The 21,557-nt window shown below is 70.5% G+C and carries 17 protein-coding genes and 1 pseudogene; 11 read left to right on the top strand and 7 right to left on the bottom strand.

The annotated features are described in order from the left end of the window. Window positions 1-10: 10 nt before the first annotated feature. Together ABT129_RS29350 and ABT129_RS29345 are read right to left on the bottom strand one after the other, a co-directional pair. A complete protein-coding gene (locus ABT129_RS29350) occupies window positions 11-1,270 on the bottom strand; it encodes a preATP grasp domain-containing protein (RefSeq protein WP_351907604.1) in 1,260 nt (419 codons plus the stop codon). A 129-nt stretch (window positions 1,271-1,399) separates the two neighbouring features. Then, window positions 1,400-2,991, bottom strand: a pseudogene (locus ABT129_RS29345) (phytoene desaturase family protein). 609 nt (window positions 2,992-3,600) lie between these two features. Here ABT129_RS29345 and ABT129_RS29340 point away from each other — a divergent pair. From ABT129_RS29340 to ABT129_RS29330, 3 genes are all read left to right on the top strand, one after another. Beyond that, entirely contained in the window at window positions 3,601-4,080 is a 480-nt protein-coding gene (locus ABT129_RS29340) for an MSMEG_6728 family protein (RefSeq protein WP_351907602.1), read from the top strand. 909 nt (window positions 4,081-4,989) lie between these two features. Next, window positions 4,990-5,145: a DUF6131 family protein gene (locus ABT129_RS29335; RefSeq protein WP_351907600.1), complete on the top strand. Its 156-nt coding sequence runs from the start codon at window positions 4,990-4,992 to the stop codon at window positions 5,143-5,145. A gap of 329 nt (window positions 5,146-5,474) precedes the next feature. Continuing rightward, complete coding sequence (locus tag ABT129_RS29330; protein ID WP_351907598.1) at window positions 5,475-5,801, top strand: hypothetical protein; 327 nt, start codon at window positions 5,475-5,477, stop codon at window positions 5,799-5,801. 840 nt (window positions 5,802-6,641) lie between these two features. Here the strand turns inward: ABT129_RS29330 and ABT129_RS29325 are convergent. Next, complete coding sequence (locus ABT129_RS29325) at window positions 6,642-7,760, bottom strand: spore photoproduct lyase family protein (protein WP_351907632.1); 1,119 nt, start codon at window positions 7,758-7,760, stop codon at window positions 6,642-6,644. Window positions 7,761-8,592: 832 nt separating this feature from the next. On the opposite strand from ABT129_RS29325, the gene ABT129_RS29320 reads away from it, so the two are divergent. The 5 genes from ABT129_RS29320 (at window position 8,593) to ABT129_RS29300 (ending at window position 13,585) form a co-directional block, all read left to right on the top strand. Next, on the top strand, window positions 8,593-9,345 hold the full coding sequence (locus ABT129_RS29320; protein ID WP_351907630.1) for a VOC family protein: 753 nt from the start codon (window positions 8,593-8,595) through the stop codon (window positions 9,343-9,345). 184 nt (window positions 9,346-9,529) lie between these two features. Further along, window positions 9,530-10,033 (top strand): GNAT family N-acetyltransferase, encoded by a 504-nt coding sequence (locus ABT129_RS29315; RefSeq protein ID WP_351907596.1) that lies wholly within the window; start codon window positions 9,530-9,532, stop codon window positions 10,031-10,033. Between the two features lie 271 nt (window positions 10,034-10,304). Next, window positions 10,305-11,021 (top strand): nitroreductase family protein, encoded by a 717-nt coding sequence (locus ABT129_RS29310; RefSeq protein ID WP_351907594.1) that lies wholly within the window; start codon window positions 10,305-10,307, stop codon window positions 11,019-11,021. A gap of 281 nt (window positions 11,022-11,302) precedes the next feature. Then, complete coding sequence (locus ABT129_RS29305) at window positions 11,303-12,988, top strand: alkaline phosphatase D family protein (protein ID WP_351907592.1); 1,686 nt, start codon at window positions 11,303-11,305, stop codon at window positions 12,986-12,988. A 153-nt stretch (window positions 12,989-13,141) separates the two neighbouring features. Continuing rightward, window positions 13,142-13,585 carry a hypothetical protein gene (locus tag ABT129_RS29300; RefSeq protein WP_351907590.1) on the top strand — a complete coding sequence of 148 codons (444 nt, stop codon included), beginning with the start codon at window positions 13,142-13,144 and terminating at the stop codon, window positions 13,583-13,585. A gap of 88 nt (window positions 13,586-13,673) precedes the next feature. Here the strand turns inward: ABT129_RS29300 and ABT129_RS29295 are convergent, their stop codons facing one another. Next, window positions 13,674-14,246 carry a GNAT family N-acetyltransferase gene (locus tag ABT129_RS29295; protein WP_351907588.1) on the bottom strand — a complete coding sequence of 191 codons (573 nt, stop codon included), beginning with the start codon at window positions 14,244-14,246 and terminating at the stop codon, window positions 13,674-13,676. 245 nt (window positions 14,247-14,491) lie between these two features. On the opposite strand from ABT129_RS29295, the gene ABT129_RS29290 reads away from it, so the two are divergent. Continuing rightward, entirely contained in the window at window positions 14,492-15,415 is a 924-nt protein-coding gene (locus ABT129_RS29290; protein ID WP_351907586.1) for a serine hydrolase, read from the top strand. Window positions 15,416-15,568: 153 nt separating this feature from the next. Here the strand turns inward: ABT129_RS29290 and ABT129_RS29285 are convergent, their stop codons facing one another. The 3 genes from ABT129_RS29285 to ABT129_RS29275 all read right to left on the bottom strand — a co-directional run bounded on the left by ABT129_RS29285 (window position 15,569) and on the right by ABT129_RS29275 (window position 19,495). Further along, window positions 15,569-17,431: an FG-GAP repeat domain-containing protein gene (locus ABT129_RS29285; protein WP_351907584.1), complete on the bottom strand. Its 1,863-nt coding sequence runs from the start codon at window positions 17,429-17,431 to the stop codon at window positions 15,569-15,571. Between the two features lie 341 nt (window positions 17,432-17,772). Further along, entirely contained in the window at window positions 17,773-18,297 is a 525-nt protein-coding gene (locus tag ABT129_RS29280) for a hypothetical protein (protein WP_351907582.1), read from the bottom strand. 190 nt (window positions 18,298-18,487) lie between these two features. After that, window positions 18,488-19,495, bottom strand: a complete 1,008-nt coding sequence (locus ABT129_RS29275; RefSeq protein WP_351907580.1) for an ArsR/SmtB family transcription factor — start codon at window positions 19,493-19,495, stop codon at window positions 18,488-18,490. A gap of 85 nt (window positions 19,496-19,580) precedes the next feature. On the opposite strand from ABT129_RS29275, the gene ABT129_RS29270 reads away from it, so the two are divergent. Both ABT129_RS29270 and ABT129_RS29265 read left to right on the top strand, forming a co-directional pair. Continuing rightward, window positions 19,581-20,651, top strand: a complete 1,071-nt coding sequence (locus ABT129_RS29270) for an alpha/beta hydrolase family protein (protein ID WP_351907578.1) — start codon at window positions 19,581-19,583, stop codon at window positions 20,649-20,651. Between the two features lie 134 nt (window positions 20,652-20,785). Beyond that, a complete protein-coding gene (locus ABT129_RS29265) occupies window positions 20,786-21,529 on the top strand; it encodes a DUF6426 family protein (protein WP_351907576.1) in 744 nt (247 codons plus the stop codon). Window positions 21,530-21,557: the final 28 nt, after the last annotated feature.

Here is a 21,557-nt window from a genome sequence, read left to right as displayed (position 1 = left end):
CGAAGGCGGGTCAGACGCCCTCGAATTCGAGGACCTCGGCCAAGGCGGCTTCCTGCTCCTCGACATCCCCAGCGCTCCCGGCGATGACCACATACCGCCAGGAGCGGCCGTCGGGTGGTGCGTCCGCGTACAGGACAACCCCCTCGCCCCGGTCCGGGTCGAAGGCGAGACGGGAGGCGCCCAATCGGGCAAGCACCTCGTCGAAATCCAGGGGAAGACCTGTCCGGCCCTTCGACACCGACCATGCCGGACGCGCGGTGGCGGAACCCTCAGTCAACCGGGTGACCATGGCGTGTGGTGTGGTGGTGGCTGTACGACGGATGTTGCTCTCACTCGCGTACGCGACACCGTCCACGTCCACCAGCGCGTCGAGCCCGAAGGGCCCGGCGTAGGGCCGGCCAGGTAGCGGCCCAGGGCCGTCCCCCACGTCTCCAGCTCGGCGGCCACGTGAGCGCAGGACGGCGGCAGCGGAGAGGCGTATCCCGTGAAAGGAGCCCTGCACCGTGCGCATCGCTCCGCTGAAGATGACGCGCGTTCCGGAGGCGGTGACCTCCACCTGGACGCTGACGGAGTCGGCCACGCGGAGGTACTCCTCCACCACCCACAGTCCTTCGGGCCCACCCACCGTGCCGAGCGCCAGGCCCGCCCCGCCTCTCAGGTCGTCGCGGGACACGAAGCGCATGCCGTGTCCTCCGGCCGAACGGTCGGGTTTCACCACCACGCGCTCGTGGTCCCGCAGGAGATCGAGCGCCGTGCCCTCGACCTCCGGGCGCCGGCACGTCCGCCCTCTCGGCAGACGCATGCCCAAGCGCTCAGCCGTCCGGCGGAAGCCGCTCTTCGTGTTGAGCAGCATGGTCGTCCTCAGGGCCGCCTCTGCCGCTTCGACCGTGGGGTGCAGGTGGACGTCGATGCCCAGGTCCCGGGCGAACGCGATCGCTGACGCGTCGAGCGCCGTCGGCAACAGCGCCGCGCCCCGGTCAGCGGCGAGAGCCCGAATCCGCTCGACGAGGCCGGCCTGGCGCACCGCCCACGCCAGCGGGACGGCTCCGGCGGGAGGCACCTCGATCACCGCCACGGATTCCGGGGGCACCCCCGTCAGGCCGTGCACGTATCGCAGGAACTCCCGGCTCAGCGGCACGGGAGTGACGAAAATGTCCCCCGGCCGAAGCAGCCACGTCTTCCGCGGCGCCTGTTGCGCCCACGTCGTCAGGATCTGCCCCTCGTCGAGATCCACCGCCACGTCGGAGAGGAAGTTCGCGAACACGATCATCGGGGCCGTCTCCGTCACCGCTCTGCTCCTCTGGTCGTCGCGCAGCCGTCCGCGGTCGGGCCGGGATCCCCTGCTCGGCCCATCGCGGGCGGGGCCGGGCGCGGGACGGGGAGCCGCGTGCCGTGCGGCTCACACACGCTGGGCTCGGTGGAGGAGGGCGTGAAGCCCGTGTGCGCGCAGGGCGGCCCGAGCGGCGTTCGCGCCCGGGGCACCGTGTACGCCGCCTCCGGGGTGGGCGGCCGCTGAGGCCAGGTAGAGGCCCTTGACCGGTGTCTCGGGGCGACCGGTGCCCGGGGTGGGGCGGAAGACGGCCTGCTGGTGCAGGGCGGTGGTGCCGTTGTTGACGGCTCCGTTGTGCAGGTTCTCGTTCATGTCCTGCAGCGTGGTGGGGGCCAGGATGCGGCGGGCGCCGATGAGCCGGCGGAAGCCCGGCGCGAAGCGCTCCACCTGTGCTTCGACGCGGTCGGCCATGGCCTCCTGTTCGCGGGGGTCCCCATCTGCCGGTGATGTTGTCGGGGCCGGCGTCGGAGGTGATGTGCTGCGGGAGGTGCGTGTAGGCCCAGGCCGACTCCGTCCCGGCCGGTGAGGGGGTGGGGTCCGCGGTGGTCATCTGGCCGAAGAGGGCGAAAGGCTCGTCGGGGACCTGTCCCATGGCGAGTTGTGCGGCGAACCGGGTCAGGCCGTCGGCGACGTCGGCGACGTGGACCGTACCCGCTCGGGCTGCCTGCGGCGCCGTCCACGGCACCGGGCCGGTCAGCGCCCAGTCGACCTTGAACGTCGCGAAGTCCCACTGGAAGTGATCCAGGTCCCGCAGGAGACGGGACGGGAGGTGCTCTTCGCCGACGAGGTCCCGGTGCAGGGCCGGCGCCGATGTATCGGCCAGCACGGCCCTCCGCGCGCGGACGGTCTCCCCGCCCGCCGTCCGCACCCCGACCGCCGTGCCACCGCGTACGACGACCGCCGCGACCCGCTCCCGGCAGCGCAGCACTCCTCCGAGTCGTTGGAGACGGCTCACCAGTGCCACGGTCAGGGCGCCGGCCCCGCCGACGGGGACCGGGAAGCCGTGGCCCTGCCCGAGCATCGACATCAGCCAGCCGAAGCCGCCGCTGCCCGCCGCCTCGGGGGCCAGGTCGGCGTGCAGGGCGTTGCCTGTCAGCAGGAGCCGACCGCCCTCTCCCTGGAACTCCTCCTCACTCAGGAGGCGTACGGGCAGGGACAGCTTCCGGGCCAGCCGCAGGCCCCCGGAGGTGCGCAGTTTCGCGGCCAGCCGAAGCCCGGAACGAACCGGGGGGGAAGGGTGTGAACAGCGCCTGTACGAGGTCCGGCCCCACGCGTGTCCACGTCCGGTACAAGTCCTCCCAGGCGTCCGCGTCAGCGGCCGCGAAGCCGGCCAGGCCGGCGCAGGTGTCTTGTATCCGTCGTTCCAGCACGGCGCATCTCCCGTCCAGCAGGGGGTGGGCCAGTACGGAGGGGGCGTGGCTCCACCGCAGGCCCTCCGCGGCGAGGTCGAGGCCCGCGAGGACCGGGGAGGCCACGGCGAGCGGGTAGAAGGCGCTGAACGTGTCCGAGACGTAGTCCGGGTGCACCCCGCGATCACTGCGTACGGCTCCTCCGGGCTCTTCCTGCGTCTCCAGGACTTCCACACTCCACCCGGCGTCGAGCAGCAGGTTCGCGGCCACCAGTCCGTTGGGGCCGGCGCCGATCACCACCGCGTCAGGCACGGTCCACCTCGCCAAGCTGTTGTTCCACGATGCCGGCCGGGCGGGCCGGCACGTCCCGGTGCCGGAACCGGAGGGTTCCGACCACGGAGTGGTGCAGGGATCCGCCCACACCGCGCAGGGGATGCTCCTCGCAGATCACCCTTGTCTCCTCCCCCACGGCCGGAACTGGAGGAGGATCCTCGCCCCCGTGGCGTACCGCCGTCACTCCTTCGGCCGCCAAGGGGCCGAACCGCACGGTGTGGCGCCGCCGGGATACGACCTCGGGCCACAGCCGATCCAGCGGTGCGGACGCGAAGGGCCCCACCACCCCGTACTGGCGCTTGCGCTGGGGGCTGGAACCTCGGGGCATGACGAGACCTCGCATCGGCGACCTGCTGTCACGGTCATGGTGCGGGTACCCCGATCGCATCGCATCTCACGCAATTCAGGCAAAGAGCTTTCGGCGTGGGGGCGGGCCGAGTCCTTCGTTGCGGCACTGAGGAGGAACCGGGCCCGATCGTCCTGCCGGGTTGTGCGGGCGCGGCACTCCGGTGTGTCTGCCAGGCTCGCTCTGTGCCCTCCATGGCAGTGGGGCGCCGGTTGCACCGCCGCGTCGGGGGGAGAGATCCTGTGCAGACGTTCCTTCCGTACCCGTCGTTCGACGCCTCGGCCGCCGTGCTGGACGCGCGAAGGCTCGGCAAGCAGCGGGGCGAAGCCGTGCAGGTGCTCCGTGGCCTGGTCGTCCCGGGTTACGGGTGGCGCAGGCACCCCGCGGTGCGGATGTGGGCCGGGTACGAGGAGGCACTCGTCCGGTACGGGTTGGAGATCTGCGGGGTGTGGACCGCTGGAGGGCATGCCGATACCTGTGCCGTCACTCTGGTCCAGGACCTGAACGCGTGGCAGCCGGTGGGAGCGCTGCGCACGCAGGAGCAGTTGGCCGACGACGGGGACCTGCCGCCCTGGCTCGGGGCACCGGACTTCCATCGAAGCCATCAGTCCGCGCTGGTGCGCAAGGATCCGGCCTTCTACCGGGAACGCTTCTCGGACGTGCCCGACGACCTGCCCTACGTGTGGCCCCGCTCCGACCGGGATACGGACGCCGTGCTGTGAGCACCGAGCCTGTACGGGGATGGATCGGGCCAGCCGGGGGTGCTCACGCCGGCGACTCGGGGCGTCAGGCTCCGGTCGGCACCTTCTCTCCGGGGCGCCTGGGTGCGGACGCGTGTCGGGCCGGGCGGAGAGGGTAGCCGCAGAGTAACCGATCCGACCATCCGTTCGGATTCCCAGTTTCAGGAGGTGATGGCCGTGGGCGCCGTCAACAGCCCCACCCGCTCCAAACAGACGGAGACCCTCACGGGTCAGATCAGGACGTGCCGACCGGCCTTCAAGGAACGCGATGTCGACCCGGGCCCGGATCGCACGGGGCAGGACGTTGACCCGGATCCCCAGATTGTCCGTGGCGAGGATTGATGCGCGAGCCCCGCCCCGCCGACGCCTTTCGTTCACAGCGCGACTTGGACACGGTCGGACTCGACGACAAGGGGTGCGGGCGGCTTCTGCAGCCTGGTGGCAGTGCGGCAGCGCCCCTGACTCAGGTCTCGGCGTTGCGGCCCCGGTCGGGGTGAGAACCGGCCTCGCGGGCCGGAGGTGAGGAACGGTGAGCCGGAGCGCATCGCCGCACGGTCGCATGAGCAGGAATTGTCGCGTGACTGACATGGCGACCAAGGGGTAGAGGCCACCGTGACGGGCCCGCGCCTCACGTGCACGAAGCTCGCAAACCCAAGGGCCTTTCCGTGCTCCCCTGACCAATGATCCCGCCCAGTGACTTCGGCCGTGCACACGCGCCTCAGTCGCCGGGGCGGGGCCGGCGGGGAGTGGGGGGAGTGGAAGGAGGAGTACATCCGTGTGGACCGCACAACACCGTCCGAGCGTCTTCTCCACCATGGTCCACCCGACGGGCCGGCCTGACAGGGGCACGCCTGCTCTGCCATCGGGACACCCGCGAAGCCGGAGGTCATCATGATCATTCTCGGGGTTATTCTGCTCGTCATCGGGTTCGTGGCCAGCATCTCCATCCTGTGGACCATCGGGCTCATCCTGGTCGTCATCGGAGTCGTCCTCTGGATCCTCGGGGCGGTGGGCCACGCGGTTGGCGGACGCCGTCACTACTGGTAGACGACCGTCGCACTGACCCGCTCAGGACGTACCCGTCAGCCTCGCCGTCCTCTGGCCGGCGAGATGCCAGGCGCATGAACCGGGCGCCCCCGAAGCCCCGCCGCTTCGGGGGCATGCGGCTTCTCCGTCCCTCTGACCGATCTCCGCAGGGGCGGACACGACCGCGAGAACGCCTGATCCCGCTTCTTGGAGCGGGCCGAACTCCGCACAGACATGCGCCCTCCCGGCGCCCCAGATCGGGCGACGCCGCTCCGCCTCCACCGTCACCGGCGCCACTCCCCCACCCGGCCCTGCGCGACGTGCGAGTCCTTCAACGACCGGAGCCAGTGATGTCCCGAGAGACCCCGCCGGAACACACTTCGGACGGCCGCTACGTCATCATCGCCGGCAGGCGCTGGCGGGCCAGCGACCCGGACCTCCCCGCCGACACCGACGCGCGCCTGCGCACGCACCTGATGGCAGCCCGGCGCGCCGTCGGCGTCGCCCTGCGAGCACACGATGAGGAGGCGGAACGCGAAGCGAGGAGCCGCGTTCAGACGGCCAAGGTCGCCCTCGGCGAACGTGGTACTCCGTGGTGGGAGCAGACCAGCGCGGAACGCCGGGCACGCTGGCTGAAGGGACTCGCGATGCTGGACGGAGGACCAGGCCCGCCCTAGGCCGGATCCCGCTTCAGACGTCGCTTCTGGGCAGCCGACGCTCCCAGCAGTGGTGAATCAACGACGGGAAGACGCCCGTACATCAGCGTCCGTCACACCACGTCAGTCCACGGGCATACCCATGACTTGGTACTCGCCGGACGGCGTCAAGTCCCGTTCCGCATACGCACCGTCGGGCCTCATCAATGGTGAGTTGACGGTGACAGGCGGTTTCCAGACCCATGCGCGTCGGCACGGGCCACTTCCGGCGGTTCCCACATTGCCCGGCCATCACGGGGCAGGAGCGGTACATGATCGACCACTGGTTCGGCCCCCGTCGCCGGCTGCCGCCCCCTCCTGCACACCGGGACCGCCCGATGCCGCTCACCGCAGGTATCCCCTCCCCCGCCGCGGATGCGGCGCACGACGCCGCTCACAGCACCGCGGCCCGGTTCCAGCACGGCGCCTACTCGGTCCCGTGCACCACCTGCCACGTCCCGGCCGGCGAACTCTGCCTCGCCCGGCGGACGATGCACGCCTCCCGCCGGTCCCTGTACCACCGAGACCCGAAACGCAACGGCCCGATGCCGCTCCGCACGGGCGGCGTTCGGTGAGCGCCCTCGGCGTCGTGCGCGATGCCCCCACCTCGGTTTCGCAGGTGTCCTCGGCCCATCGCCCGCGCTGACAATCGCATGCTCGCCGGGGGTCGAGCACCAGGTTTCCGGTGTCGAGGTCGATGAGGTTCCCGCCGAGGAGTGTCTGCTCCGAACAGTCTCTACGGCTGCGAAAGGGCCGAGCGGGCGGGCGGGCGCTGAAAGGCGGCGCGGGGAGCAAGAGGGTGATGTGCCACAGCACCGGTGTTCAGAAGGCGTATCGAATCCTCAGCCACGGCGCATGGGTGGCCACGAGCATGCGCATGGTCTCCACGGCTGCGGACTTCACACCGGGCCGGTAGCGAACGTTCCAGCTGCCGTTCTGTGAACGCTTGGGCTGCTGGAGGTCGGGCCGCCAGAGGGCGTCTTCCGCTCGCGGATGCCAGCCGAGGTTGAGACCGTGCAGGTCTTCGTTGTGGGTCAGCATGATCACCTCCGCGGCTGCCTGGGCTTTCACTTGGCCGGGCAGAACATCGTCCAGGTGCCGCAGGAGCTCAGCCCAGTCCGCTTCCCAGCCTGGGCGTAGAACGACGGGTGAGAGGTTGAAATGGACCTCGTATCCCGCTTCGAGGAAGTCTCCGGCGGCGGCGATACGGTCCGCCACCGGGCTGGTGCGGATGTCCAGGAGCTTCGAGTCCTCCTGCGGCATCACGGAGAACCGCACGCGGGTGCGTCCGCGGGGGTCCAGCAGGAGGAGATCCGGGTTGACGAATTTTGTGGCGAAGGAGGCTTTGGCGGACGGCCAGCGGGCGAAGGAATGAATGAGATCGGCGACATTGTCGCTGATCAGGGCGTCGACGGAACAGTCGCTGTTCTCGCCCACGTCGTAGACCCACGCTGTCGGGTCACACTGGTTGGCCTCCGTCTTCGGTCCGAGGCGTGCCACGTGCCGCGCGAGGTGGGCGATGATGCGGTCGATGTTGGTGAAGACGGTGATCGGGTTGGCGTATCCCTTGCGGCGCGGGACGTAGCAGTAGGCACACGCCATTGCGCAGCCGTTGGCGGGGCCGGGGGCGATGTAGTCCGCTGAACGGCCGTTGGGCCGAGTGGCGAGCGTCTTCTTCTCCCCGAGGACCAGGATCTCCCTTTTGATCCGTACCCAGCGGTCGACGTTGCCCGCGTTGCCATGGAGGTCGGGGATTGCCCAGTGGGAGTCCACAGGAACGATCTCGGCGTTCGGAAAGCGGGCGAGGATCTGCCTGCCGCGCGGGGAGGCGGCAGCGGCGGGCTCGGCGCGGATCTCCCTGATGGAGAGCAACCGACGCGCGGACGGCGAGTCACGAAAGAGGGGGCCGGTGCCGACCGGGACGCGCGACCGCGGCCCCATGTCGAGGTCCTCGACAGCGAACAGCGCGTCGGCATGGGGGTCGTTCGGCCGTCCCCGGTGGGGCTGGATCGAGGGGCTCACGAGTGGCTCCTGCGAGGTGTGGGGCCCGCTGGCGGCTGCGCGGGAGGCGTGGATGGTGGGACGGCCGTGTGCCGGGGTCGCCTTCTACTCTAGGAGGTCCTGACAGAAGCCGCCGCTGATGCGATTGTCCGCTTGGATGCCGGCTGGCCCGTCCGGTCCAGGAGCGTCCCGAAGGCAGCGTTTGCCGGACAGCGATTGTCACGGTGAGACGCTTGAGGTCGGTTGGCGACTCTTGGCGACTCTTGGCGACCAAGCGGTACTTCGGGGCCCGGTAAGTCCCCTGCGATCCCTTGTTGCCCGGCCCGGAGTTGCCACTCGCCTGCGACGGCTCGCCGAGTGCCCCTCCACGGCCACGGATGTGTCGACAGGCTGGGCGAGCTGTTGGTCTCGCTCGGCTGTGGTGCGGCGGGTCGGGTCGGTGTGGGGCACGCGGGTTGCGTAGCGCGCCAGACCCTCAGGTGTCTTCCGGCCGGTGACGGTGTGCGGCTCCGTGCAGACACGGGCGGCTCTCGCGTTCGGCATCTGCCTGTCTGCTGGAGCGCCGGCATCCGCCGCACGGACCAGATCCTCCTGTTGGGGGATCCGCTCAGCGCAAACCGACAACGTCGAGTCAAATCCTCTCTTTTCGGTCTTTTCAAGGTGTAAAAAATGGATATGGGACGACCGTCCCCTGTCGAACGTCACCCCGGAGGCACACGTGCCCACCCAGACGAACCCCTACCGGCCCGGAACACCGTGCTGGATCGATCTGATGGTCCCCGACCAGCAGGCGGCCATCGATTTCTACAGTGACATCTTCGGCTGGCAGGGCGAGATCGGCCCGGCCGAGCAGGGCGGGTACGCCGTCTGCACGCTCAAGGGAAAGCCCGTCGCGGGAATCATGAAGGCGATGAACCCGGACGGTACGATCCCCGATCCGCTGCCGCCGACCGTGTGGACCACCTACCTGTCCACAAGCGACATCGACGCAACGGTCAGTGCCGTCACCGGCTCGAACGGGACGGTCATGATGGGCCCGATGGACGTCATGGACCTCGGCCGCATGGCTCTGATCGCCGACCCGACCGGCGCCGTGGTCGGCCTGTGGCAGCCCGGCACCTTCGACGGCGCAGGCATCGTCAACGAGCACGGCGCGCTGATCTGGAACGAACTCACCACGGGTGACATTCCGGCGGCATCCGCGTTCTACTCCACCGTCCTGCCCGTCACCACCTCCCGGTCCCAGATGCCCGGCGCCGAGGACTACATCGAGTTCAAGGTCGACGACCGCGCGGTGGGCGGCATGATGGACATGAGCCGGCTGCCGCCGGGGGTGCCCCCGCACTGGCAGCCGTACTTCCACGTGGACAGCGTCGACGACATCCAGGCCGCCACCGTCCGGGCCGGCGGCACGGTCCTGGCCCCGGCGTTCGACATGGCGGCCGGTCGTATGGCTGTGCTCGCCGACCCGCAGGGAGGCGCCTTCTCCGTGATCACCGGGGCCGACCCGGAGCAGCCGGCCTGACTCCGCAGCGATGGCACCACGCGCTGCCGAGCAGCCGTTGCCATACCGATCATGGAGCCTTCCGATCGGACGGGAGTCTCGATCGGTTGATCGCGGGCACTGCCCGGCATGGAGAGCCGGACCTGGTGGTATGCGGGAAAAATCGAGGAGGACGGTCGGCCGCGCGCTGCTACGGTCGGGCGTTATGAGCTGGCTCCCCGACACCTTCGTCCATCCCGTCCTGGTACCGCTGCCGGGCAGTGGTCATCACCTGCGGCCGATCCGGGAGGCGGACACCCCGCTCGACTATCCGGCTGTGATGGGTTCGCGCGAGCGACTGTGGACCATCTTCGGCCCGGCCTGGGGCTGGCCCGCGGCCACCATGACCTACGAGGCCGACCAGGCCGACCTGTTGCGGCACGAGAAGGAGATCGCCGCACACCAGTCCTTCAACTACGCGCTGTTCGACGCGGCGGAGACCGCTCTGCTGGGTTGTGTCTACATCGACCCGCCCGCCAGGGCCGGCGCGGACGGCGAGATCTCCTGGTGGGTGGTGGACGAGCTGGTGGGCAGCGAGGTCGAGCAGGCCCTCGACGAGCTGGTGCCGCAGTGGATCGCCGCCGACTGGCCGTTCGAGCAGCCGCGCTTCCTCGGCCGAGAGATCTCCTGGTCGGACTGGCTCGCCCTGCCGGAACACCCCGACGCGTAACTGTTCGTTCCGGAACGCCGTCCTGCGGAGACGCCGGCGGCCCGTCGAACCAACCCCCTCAGCCACGGGCTCAGGGGGCCTCTTGACGCCACGGATCAGGACCCGCGGAACGCGGTGCGGTGGCGTGGACGTCCACGCGGACCCCGGATCGACGGCACGGCGTCGAACTGCGGCTGGATCAGGGGCGAAGCCGTGGGTCGGCGCCTTCGCCCAGTGAGACGTCGCCGGCCACCTCTTGCATGTGCGATGACGAGGTCTACACTCCGCGATCATGAGCGATCTCACCGGTGTGGACTCCGACCCCCGTCTCTTCTCGACCATGTCCACCATGCGCGCCATGCGCCGCATCAAGCCCGATCCGGTCCCCGAGGACCTCATCGAGCAGCTCGTCCAGGCTGCGGTCTGGGGACCCAGCGGTGGCAACATGCAGCGCTTCGAGTACGTCGTCGTCACCGACCGGGACGTCATGGCCCGTCTCGCCCCCCTGTGGCAGCGCTGCGTCGACGCCTACCTCGCCACCACGGGCGCGCTGGCCCCTGCCGGGATGGACGAGGCCGCCTACCGTCGGATGGTCGCCGCGATCGAGTACCAGCGTGACCACTTCGCCGACACCCCCGTACTGGTCATCCCCTGCTATCAGTTCCCCGCACCGCGGGTCCCCGAGGAGGGCTACCTCGTCTCCGCCCAAGCCCTCGGACCGGCGGCAACCCAGCGCATGATGGACACGCAGGAACGTTTCATGGCGCTGGCGGAAGGATCCTGCGTCTACCCGGGCGTGCAGAATCTGCTGCTCGCCGCCCGAGGCCTCGGCCTCGCGGCGAACATCACCATCTGGCACCTGATGCTGGAAGAGGAGTGGAAGCAGGCCCTCGGCATCCCCGAGGACATGCGCACCTTCGCCGCCATACCCGTCGGCTGGCCGATGGGCAACTTCGGACCCGTGCGCCGCCGTCCGGTCTCGGAGGTCGTGCACCGCAACCACTGGTAGTGCTCACTCGTCAGATCTGCGCAGCGGGGTGGCCGGACGTCTCGGGCCGAGGGTGACCGGTCGCGCTGCGAGCGTGGTGGAGTTCGGGTGGTACGAGGGTCCGCCGTCGGTGCGGACGGCGGGCGCGTGCGGGTGCGCTCGACGGTGGCGCTGTCGGCAGGCAGCACGGCCCCCGCTCCGCCGGGTGCCTCCGGGCGTCGCGACGGCGCTGTTTCCCGCGTAGTTGAGTACCGTACAGAGCGGCCGATCCGTACCGTGCGGAGCGCCGGAAGGGACTCTCGATGGCCGGTCTGAGGCTGGGCCCGCTCCTGCGACACGTGGACTGGGAGTCGGGCACGAGCGCGACGGTATGGGTCGAGACCGACCGGGCGTGCACGGCAGAGGTCCGATGCCCGGACGGTGCCGGTGGTTCGGCTCCCACCTTCTCCGTCTCCGGCCACCACTACGCCCTAGTGGTCGTGACGGGTCTCGCCCCCGGGTCCGCCACACCGTACGAGGTGCTGCTCGACGGCGAACGGGTGTGGCCCCTCGCGGACTCGCCCCAGCCGCCCAGCACCATCCACACGCCGTCGGTCCCGGCGACGGACGCGGTGGTCGCCTTCGGCTCGTGCCGGTGGGCGGCACCCGCCGCGGGCAAATCCGATCCGGTGGGCCCCGACGTCCTCGACACCCTCTCCGCCCGGCTCGCCGCCGACCCGGAGGCCGAGCGTCCGGACGTTCTCCTCCTCCTTGGCGACCAGGTGTACGCGGACGAGACGTCCGCCGACACCCGTGCCTGGATCGCCCGGCATCGGCGGGGCACCGGCTCCGCCGCCCCACCGGACCAGGTCGCCGACTACGAGGAGTACACCCACCTCTACGACGAGTCCTGGGGCGATCCCGAACTGCGGTGGCTGCTCTCGACCGTACCGACCTGCATGATCTTCGACGATCACGACGTCATCGACGACTGGAACACCAGCGCCGCCTGGGTGGCCGACATGCGCGCGACGCCGTGGTGGCACGAGCGGATCACCGGCGGTCTGATGTCGTACTGGGTCTACCAGCATCTCGGGAACCTGTCCCCCGCCGAGCTCGCCGAGGACAAGTTGTACGCGGCGGTCGTGGCGGCGGACGACGGCACCGAGGTGCTGCGCGCGTTCGCCGAACGCGCCGACGCCGACCCGGCGACCGTGCGCTGGAGCTACCGCAGGGACTTCGGCCGCACTCGGCTGCTGATGGTCGACACCCGGGCCGCACGGGTCCTGGAGGAGCAGCACCGGGCGATGCTGGACGCCGAGGAAGCAGCCTGGCTGAGGACGCAGGCCTTCGACAACCCTGGCGGCGTCGACCACCTCCTGGTCGGAACCTCGCTCCCCTGGCTGCTGCCCCCCATGGTCCACTTCGCCGAGAGCTGGCACGCGGCGCTGTGCCGGGGTGAGCGCGGGCCACGCTGGGCGCGCTTCGGCGAGTGGCTGCGCCGGCGCGCCGACCTGGAGCACTGGGCGGCGTTCACGTCGTCGTTCGAGAGGCTGACGGAGACGGTCGCCGAGGTGGGGAGGGCCGACACAGCGCCGGCAACCGTGTGTGTGCTCTCCGGGGACGTACACCACGCGTATGTGGCGGAGCCCGTCTGGGCCGAGGGACAGCCACGCTCCCGCGTCTACCAGTTCACCTGCTCGCCCCTGCACAACTCGGTGCCCGCGGCCATGCGGGTCGCGTTCCGGTTCGGCTGGAGCCGGTTCGCCAAGGGAATCGGTCATCTCCTGGCCCGTCATGGCCGGATCGCGAGGCCGGCGGTCCGTTGGGAGCGCTCCGGCGGACCGTGGTTCGGCAATCAGTTGATGACGCTGACGCTGCGTGGGCGCACGGCGCGCCTGCGACTGGAGAAGGCCTCGGCAGGTGCGAAGCGGGGGCGCCGCGGGACGGACCGTTCGGGGGCGCGGCTCGTGGGTGTCCTCGACCGGAGCCTGACGGAAGGACACTGACGCTCCGCCGGGCGGTGCGCGGACCGGGCTCGATCCATGAGACGGTCCCTGGAGTTGCCCAGCGAAACGCGGGGGCGCGAGACAGACAGAAGGGAACGTAGGGTGACGGCCGGCGGTATTCAGGAGGCGCTCTGCTGGAGAGGTCCGGCCTCGGTGAACCTGTTCGCCCTCGGTGCCGGCAGCACACCGCTGCCGCACGAGGCTTTCCATCTCGCTGGGCTCATTCCCGACAGTGTGCTGCCGTTCCCGTTGGTGGATCCGCCGGAGGCCATCGCGCGGGTCGGTCTCATCTCGTACGACCTGGACTTCGAGGACACCTCGCTCGATCTCAGCGCGTACACGCGAGCAGCCCTCCGCCGGGTCTGTGAAGGCGCGCAGGCAGTCGCCTGGGCGGCGTTCGAGGGGTCGTTCCGATACGACGAGCTTCTCACCGACAAGGTGGCCCAGCAGGTCTACGGCTTCTGCGTCAGCGGCGCAGAGCCCGTGGCCGAATGGGATCTCACCGCCTTGCGGGGCGACGAGTGGAAGTCGCGCGTCGCGGAGGCTCGCGCGGCCCTGGAAGCGCTGCTGTCCGTACCGCAGGATGGGGACGCGTAGACCGGCCGACCCGCCCAGGTCTTGAGCCGGGCCATGGCTCTGTCGAACGAGCTCGCCCGGCCCTCTCTCGGACGAGCAGACCGACCTCTCAGCGGCCTGCGGCCGGCACGGTCGACGGATGCCACTCTCGCCTGAGCAGACCGAACACCCACGAGTCGGATACCTCGCCGTTCACGACGCAGTCCTCCCGCAACGTCCCTTCACGCACGAATCCGACCTTCTCCAACACCCGGGCGGATGCCTCGTTGCGTGTGTCGGCCTCGGCCTGGACCCTGTTCAGGTCCAGGGCGTCGAATGCCCACCGCAGCAAGGCGTGCGCGGCCTCCGTCGCGTAGCCGTGGCCCCACATCGCGTCGTCGAGGCAGTAGCCCAACGACGCACTGCGGAAGTCCGGGTCCCATCCGGTCAGACCGCACCAGCCGACGAAGGCACCGTCAGAGGCACGGTCGATGGCCACCCGTGCCCCGGTGCCTTCGTCCGCGATCTCCCCGCATATCGCGATGAAGCGATCGGCGCGGGCGGGTTCGGTCCAGGGCGGGGAGTCCCAGTAGCGCATCACGTGGGTGTTGCTGTGCAGCGCGAAGAGGGGCTTCGCGTCGGCATCGGTGAAAGGCCGCAGTCGCAGACGGGCGGTGTGCAGTACGGGGGTGGCCAAAGTCATGCGCACCATCTTGTGCCCTCAGGGGGCGGGAAGGACAACGAATACTTCTCTTCAAGCGCTCCTCGCGGGCGTACGCCCGTCGGCCGGGGCGCGGGGCCAACAGGCCGGCCTTTCGCGGGGCGTCAGGCCCCCGGGGGACCGATCCTCCGACTTCGATAAATTCGTACAACCATCCGCACGCTCAAGAGTCATGTAAGGCGAGTGTGCGCCGTAGGCGTGTTCGTTTCATTTCCAGGGGGATCCTCATGAATCACCACATATCGCTGCGCGCCCGGGTGCTTCCGGCCGTGGCTGCGGCCGGGATACTCGTGCCCGTCGTCGCGGGCGCGGCGCCCGCTTCCGCAGCCACCGCGCCGCAGGTCAGCTGTACGTCGGGCAAGGCCGGGCTCGCTGCCAAGCTCCAGAAGGACATCACCGCCGCCCTCGCCACGCGCAGCGGTACCGTCGCCGTCGGCCTGCACGACCGCACCACGAACACCACCTGCACCCTGCGCGCCACGGTCTCGTACGACTCGGCCAGCGTCGTGAAGGTGACCGTCCTCGCCACACTCCTGTGGGACGCCAAGAAGACCAACCGGCTTCTGACCTCGCGCGAGACCACGCTCGCGACCGCCATGATCACCAAGTCCGACAACGCGGCCACCACCTCTCTGTGGAACCAGCTCGGCGTCACCAAGGTGAAGGGCTTCCTGGCCGCCGCGGGCATGACGCGGACGGTGCCGGGGTCCGGCGGCTACTGGGGGCTCACCCGGATCAACGTCACCGACGAGCAGCGGCTGCTCTCGCTGATCAGCGCGAAGAACACCGTCCTGAGTGACAACTCCCGCGCCTACATCCTCAAGCTCATGGGGAACGTCGTCACCTCGCAGAAGTGGGGGACGCCCGCCGGCGCGCCCTCCTCCGTGTCCGTGCACGTCAAGAACGGCTGGCTGCAGCGCGCCACGCGCGGCTGGCGCGTACACAGCATCGGCGCGTTCAAGGGCGGCGGCCACGACTACACGATCACCGTGCTCACCGACGGCAACAGCTCGATGAGCTACGGCGTGAACACGATCCAGGCCGTGTCCAAGGTGATCCACCGGGATCTGACCCCGACCGCGTCCGCCGCACACCGCTTCAAGCCGACCGCCACGCCCAAGGAGGCGTACGTCGCTGTGCCCCAGCGCTGAGACCCCGATCGGGCGGTGATCCGGCTTCCCCCGTCAGCACCGGCCGACGACCGCGGTGGGGTCGTCTCCCGCCGGGGCGCACAGGGGTTCGCGTACGAAGCCGCCGGTCCTTCGCTCCGGCGGACCACCCGGGCCCGCCGGAGCGTACGCCCGTCAGGCGACGTGGTTGTACGAGGCCCCGCCACCGTGCATGTCGGTCTTCGCCCGGGCCTTGAACGGCGCCCGCCAGTTCCCGGTGCCGGAGTACAGGTGGACCGTCTTCTCCGACGAGCTGTAGGCGAGGAGGTCCGCCTTGCCGTCGTGGTCGACGTCCCCGGCGCCGACGAGCTCGGAGTAGACGCCCCAGCCGCCGCCGATCCTCTTCCGGGCCTCGTAGCTGCCGTCGCCCCTGCCGAGGTAGAGCCACAGGGTGCCGGAGGAGTCGCGGGCGACGAGGTCTCCCGCGGGGCCTCCGGCGACGTCGCCGACGGCGGTGAGCTGGTTGTAGACGCCCCAGCCGGTGCCGACCTTCTTGCGCGCGGCGAAGGGGGCGGTGGCGGATCCGGTGGCCCTGTAGAGGTACAGGCCGCCGGTCTTGTCGACCGCGACGAGATCGGGGCGACCGTCGCCGGTGAGGTCGGCACCGCCTGTGAACTTGTCGTACGTCTGCCAGCCGCCGCCGATCCTGGAGCGCCCGGCGGCGAAGTACGTGGTGGTGGCGCCCTGGTAGAGCCAGAGGACGCCGGCCCTGTCCCGGGCGACGAGGTCTGCGTGAGCGGAGCCCGCGACGTCCCCGACGGACTCGACCCTGTCGTAGATCTGCCAGCCGCCGCCGATCCTCGCCCTCGGTGCGCCGTCCCTGCCGCCGTCCGCCCAGAGCCCGCCGGAGGCGTCCCGGGCCAGCAGGTCCGCGGTCCCGTCGGCGTTGAAGTCGTGCAGGACGGCGTTGGGGTTCTTCGTCCGTGCGACGAGCGAGACGACCGGCTTGCCGTTCGCCCCGAGCGAGACCCGGTGGAGGGCACGTGGCTCGGTGCTCACGCTGCCGTGGACCAGCAGACTGCCGTCAGAGGCGTCACTGCTGCCGACCAGGTCGTCGAGGAGTCTGATCTTCTCGCCGGTGATCAGGTTGTGGGCCGTCAGGCCCCGGAGAGCCGCGGGCTGCGACCGCCAGCGCTCACCATGGACGAGCCAGTCGCCGATCAGCGAGATGTCGATCTGCCCGGGCGTCTGCGTCTCGCCCAGGACGACCTCTCCGGTGCCTCGCGTCTCCCGGTTGCGGACCATCGCACGCACGGTCCCGTTCTCGGCCACGAGCCAGGCCACGTAGGTGGCTGAGGCGGCGGCGTCGAGGGTGTACGAGTTCCACGGGACGATGTGCGGCTCCGGCGTGAGCCTGGCGGTCGCGAGGTCGACCAGCCCCAGCGTGCGACCGAAGGGCCCCCGGTACCGGACGAGGGCCTCCGTGGACGTCCCCGGCTGCACCTGGTCGAAGACGCTCCCTCCCTCCGGAACGTCGGTGACGAGACGGCTCTCCCCCTCCTTGGTGTGCAGCCGCAGTCGCTGTTCGCCGTTGGCGTGCGTCCCCGTGAAGACGGCCTTTCCGGCGCCGCCGAGGTAGCGGAAGTCCTCGACGGCGTCTCCGGACGTCTTCCGTACGGTGAACGAGGTTCCGGTCGCCATGTCCGTGACCGGGAAGGAGGCGCTGTCGGAGAGCACGGCGATCCTGTCGCCGGTCACCGAGACCCGTTTACCTATCACGTCGATGCGCAGGTCGCGGGAGGCTCCGCCCGCGTAGGGAGTCCAGCGGAACGTGTCGGTGCCGTCGCTGTGGTCCGGGACGCTGGTGATGAACCCCTCCGCGCCGGCGGAGACGAGCGAGGCTCCGGGTGCCAGCGCGAGGACACTGTCGGTCGTCGCGGCCCCGGCGGCCGCCGCTGCGAGTGCGGGCGGGCCGCCGGTGGCGAGCGTACCGGCGGTGACCGCGAGGACGGCGGCCACGGCGGCCGCCAGGCGACGGCGGGGCGAACGGTGGTACAAGACTGATCTCCTCAAAGAACCGGGCACGGCGCGTGCTCGCCCGGTCAGACACGCGAAGGCGCCCAGCGGTTGTACGAGCGACCCGACGGAGCGGGGACGCATCGCGCCGAGGTCGGATCAGGGCACTGCCCCCGGCGACGCGGGGCGTGTCCGTGGTCGGAGCCGGAGACCGGGTCGAGGGCTAGGCCGAGGTCGAGGTCGAGGTCGGGTCAGGGGCGGGACCGAGTCGGGGGCGGGGTCACCGCGTCCTGTGTTGAGCTGCTCATGCCTCTGCGCTTCAACCGGCCCCTCCGACCGGTAGCCTCGCCGGAGGCCGCCCGGCGCGACTGTCGTCGCGCGGGCTACTCCCCTCTATCACCACCGGGGGTCCCTGTCGGTTCGGCGGCAACCGTGGGGTGGGCTGCGAGGCGGTGGGCTTCTGCCATGACCTCGACATCGACCTGGCTCACAGCTCTGTCGCCGTACTCGAGGATGTCGTACTCGTCGTCGAGTTCGGCGAGCCGTTCGGTCAGGGGCAGTTCGTGTCCGAAGCGCTGGTGGATCCAGAAGGTGAATTCCCGGGGTGTGAGCCGGCCGGCGAGCATGCGGCGTGCGAGGGCTCGGGCGGCGGCTTCCTGGCCGGTCCCGCTGGCGAGCGGATGGAAAACGAGGCCGAGTTCGTCGAGTGCGGTGGGAAGCAAGTCGTGGACGTCGTAGTCCGCCTCGGCGCGTGTGCGGGCGGCGAGGACGCGGAGGCCGGGGGAGTCGAGTCCGGCGACGAGCGCGTCACAGGCCGCGTCGACGACCTCGCTGGCACGGATCTCGCCCGCGCTCCAGAGGGCCGCACAGTCCTGTAGAGCGATTGCCGCTGCTTCGGTGGACGTCACTCGCCCATGATTCCTCTCACCGTGCGTGCCGGTCGAACGGGTTTACTCGAAGGCGCTGTTCAGCGACCTGATCCGACAGGGCTGGGCCGGCTTCACCCCGTCACTCATCCGAGAGAGTACGGCCGCCGAATCCCTCCGTCGGCCACCACCTCATGGCCCTCCCCCGGGGCGGCCCACCAGCGCTGCGCCGTCACCTCCGCTGCGCCGACGTTCCCTCTGCGAAGTCGCGCCCAGGCGGCGCCCCGGAGCCCGCGACCAGAGTGCCGAGGGCCGTGCGCCGGTGGGTGACAGAGCGGCCCGTGCGGGTCGTCGTCGCCATGCCCGCCGATCTGAGCGCCGCCGCGTGGGACGAGGCCGTCGCGTTGCTGACGCGGAGGGCGCGGGCCAGGGATGTCGTGGTGTGCGGCTCGGCGAGGAGGCGCAGGGCGTCCAGCCGGGTGCGGCCCAGGACGGCGGCCAGGGCCTCTGCGGGAGCGAGGGGTCGCCCCTCGGTGGGTGGAAGCCCGGAGCCGGCCGGGTAGGTCAGGACCACGGGACGGCCCGGGGTGTCCTGGAGGAGAGGGCCCGCCGGGTGGTGGAAGGTGGGCAGCAGAAGCAGCCCGCGCCCGTCGAGGAAGACATCGCGGGACGGCGCCGCCCCGGGCCATTCCCACACCCCCTCGTGGAGCCGGCTGCCAGGCGCCAGGCCGGGCAGCGTGGCGGCCACTCCGTGCTCGGCGGCAGCCAGGGCGTAGCGGGTGAACTCTTCGCGGTGCAGATCCTGTACGACGGACCAGACGGGGGCGAGCACCGTCTCGTACGCCGTCTGCTGGGCGCGGTGCAGGGTGCGCCAGGCCGTCTCGTCGCCCGCGTGGAGGCCGCGGATCCAGTCGGGCGCGGGCACCGCCTCGTAGACCTGCTCCAGTGCGGATCGGACGAGCCCGGGGCTGGTGGTGCGGATCAGCGTGAATCCGTCGGCCATGGTGTCGCCGAGGACGTCGAGGAAGGAGGGCGGGCGGCCCGCCGGAACCAGGTCGGCGAGCGGTTCACTGGCGGTCGGGAGGGATCGCAGCACGCGGCCGCGCCAGGGTGCGAACAGCGGCCCGCCGCGCCGGGTCACGACAGTCGTCAGCGCCGCGTGCAGCTCCTGGAGTGGCGCCGGGCGGGGTGCGAAGCGGATCCGGGCGAAGTCCGTCGCGGTGAAGTGGATGCGCAGCACTCTCACACCTCCTCGTCCTGGGCCAGCCTTTCGGTCAGGACCTGAAGCTTCGCATAGTGGCAGCACCCGCTCCGAGGATGCTCGCATGACTTCTCGACGCACTCTTCTCAAGGGCAGCCTGTTCGGGAGCGCTGCCGCCCTGCTGCCCACGGCCGCGTCCGCCTCCGGCGGTCCGGTCCTCCGGCTGCCCCCGCCTGCCGGCCCGTACCCCGTGGGCATCCGGACGGTCCATCTGGCGGACCCCGGCCGTACCGACCCTTGGGTGGGCGGCGTGAGGGAGCTGATGCTGACCGTCCTGTATCCGGCCCGATCCGTACGCGGCTTCTCCCGTGCTCCGCAGCTCACCCCTGCCGAGGCAGGGGTGTTCGCCGAGTACGCGCCGCTCATGCGCCCGGGGCTGCCCGAGCCGGGGGTGGTGGATTGGGGAGCGGTCCTCACCCACGGATACGTGGGTGCGCCCCCGCTGCCCGGGCGGCGGCCGGTGCTGGTGTACTCGCCCGGTGGCGGTGACTCCCGCACGCTGGGCACCAGCCTCGCGGAGGAGCTCGCGAGCCACGGCCGGGTCGTCGTTCTCGTCGACCACCCCGGGGATGCCTCTCAGGTGGAGTTGCCGAGCGGGATGCGTACGACCGTCCTGACCGGACCGCCGGATCCGGTGACCTTCCGCACCATGGTGGACACGCGGATCGCGGACCTTCGTTCGGTCCTGGACCGGCTCGGTGAGCTGCCGCTTGCACGGGTCATGGACTCTTGCCGGATCGGGTTGTACGGGCACTCCGCAGGCGGAACGGCGGCCGTGTACGCGGCCCTTGGCGACCGCCGGGTCGGCGCGGTGGTGAACCTGGAGGGCTCTCTCGACCTGTACCCGACGCCGAACCGCTTCGACCGGCCGCTGCTGCTGTTCCGCACCGATGGGTTCGAGGGCGCCGCCCGGGTCGAGGCCTCCTGGGCGGGCCTTCCCGGTCAGCGCGCGCTGCTCGCCGACGCGAGCCACTGGGCGTTCACCGACTACGGCTCGCTCGTCGCGCGGCTCCATACCGCCGGTCTCGTCACGCCGGCGGCGCGAGCCGCCCTGATCGGCACCGGCGATCCGATGGTGACTGCCGCTCAGGTACGGCGCCGGGTGGGGACCTTCTTCGCCGGCCATCGGTTGTAGCGGGGCGCGTGCGCGTCGAGGAGGGTACGGGGGCCATGGTCGGGGTGAGGTTTACGTGTTTCCACGGATGTGGGGCGGCCCGGTGGCCTGACAGGCTTCGGGCCGTTCGCTGAACCCACTCGACCGGAGGAACCGTGAAGCTCCGCCAGATGATGGTCGCCGCCACCCTCGGCGCGACCGTCCTGACCGTCTTACCTGCGGTGACCGCTCCGTACACCGCCTACGCCTGCGAGGACAACCAGTCGAACTGCGACGACCGTGACGACGAGGAGTACCCCTGGCCGGAGGACGACCCGTGGGGCGACCCCGGCGGCTTCCCTGGAGGCGGGGGCGGCTCCGACGGCGGCGGTTCGTCCGGCGACATCGACATGGGCGGCGGGTCCGTCGGCATGCCGGCGCATCCCACCCTTCCTCAGGTCGTCGTCGACGGTAAGGCGACCCGCCCTCCGGAGCCGATGAACCCCACCACTCCCCCGGTGTCCTGGGGCTACGACAGCGGTGCCCCGTCCAACGGCGCCGTGACGGTCCAGGCGGGCGCCAAGAAGGAGGTGGCGCAGAACTGCTACCGCAACGAGAACAGCATGCCCGTACGCATCAACACCAACGCCAAGTACCAGATCTCCTACCAGGTCAGCGCCAACATCTCCGCCAACGCCGCCGAGGTGCTCTCCGCTTCACTGGGCGCTCAGCTGAACACCGTGATCGAGCAGTCGTGGGGCGTGGACGTCACCCTCCAGCCCGGACAGTCCTGGACCCTGTACGTCGAGTACCAGACGTTCACCTACGCCGTCACCTCCACCAACTGGATGGGCTACAGAACCACGGAGTACGTGGAGGTGGTCAGGCCGACGGGCAAGATCACCAGCCGGTGGTGCTGATGACTCCACGCCCTCCGGGCACGGTGGT

The organism is Streptomyces sp. NPDC002057 (assembly GCF_040296665.1).
In the GTDB taxonomy this organism is placed as follows: Bacteria; Actinomycetota; Actinomycetes; order Streptomycetales; family Streptomycetaceae; genus Streptomyces.
This window is presented reverse-complemented; position numbering and strand designations above follow the sequence as displayed.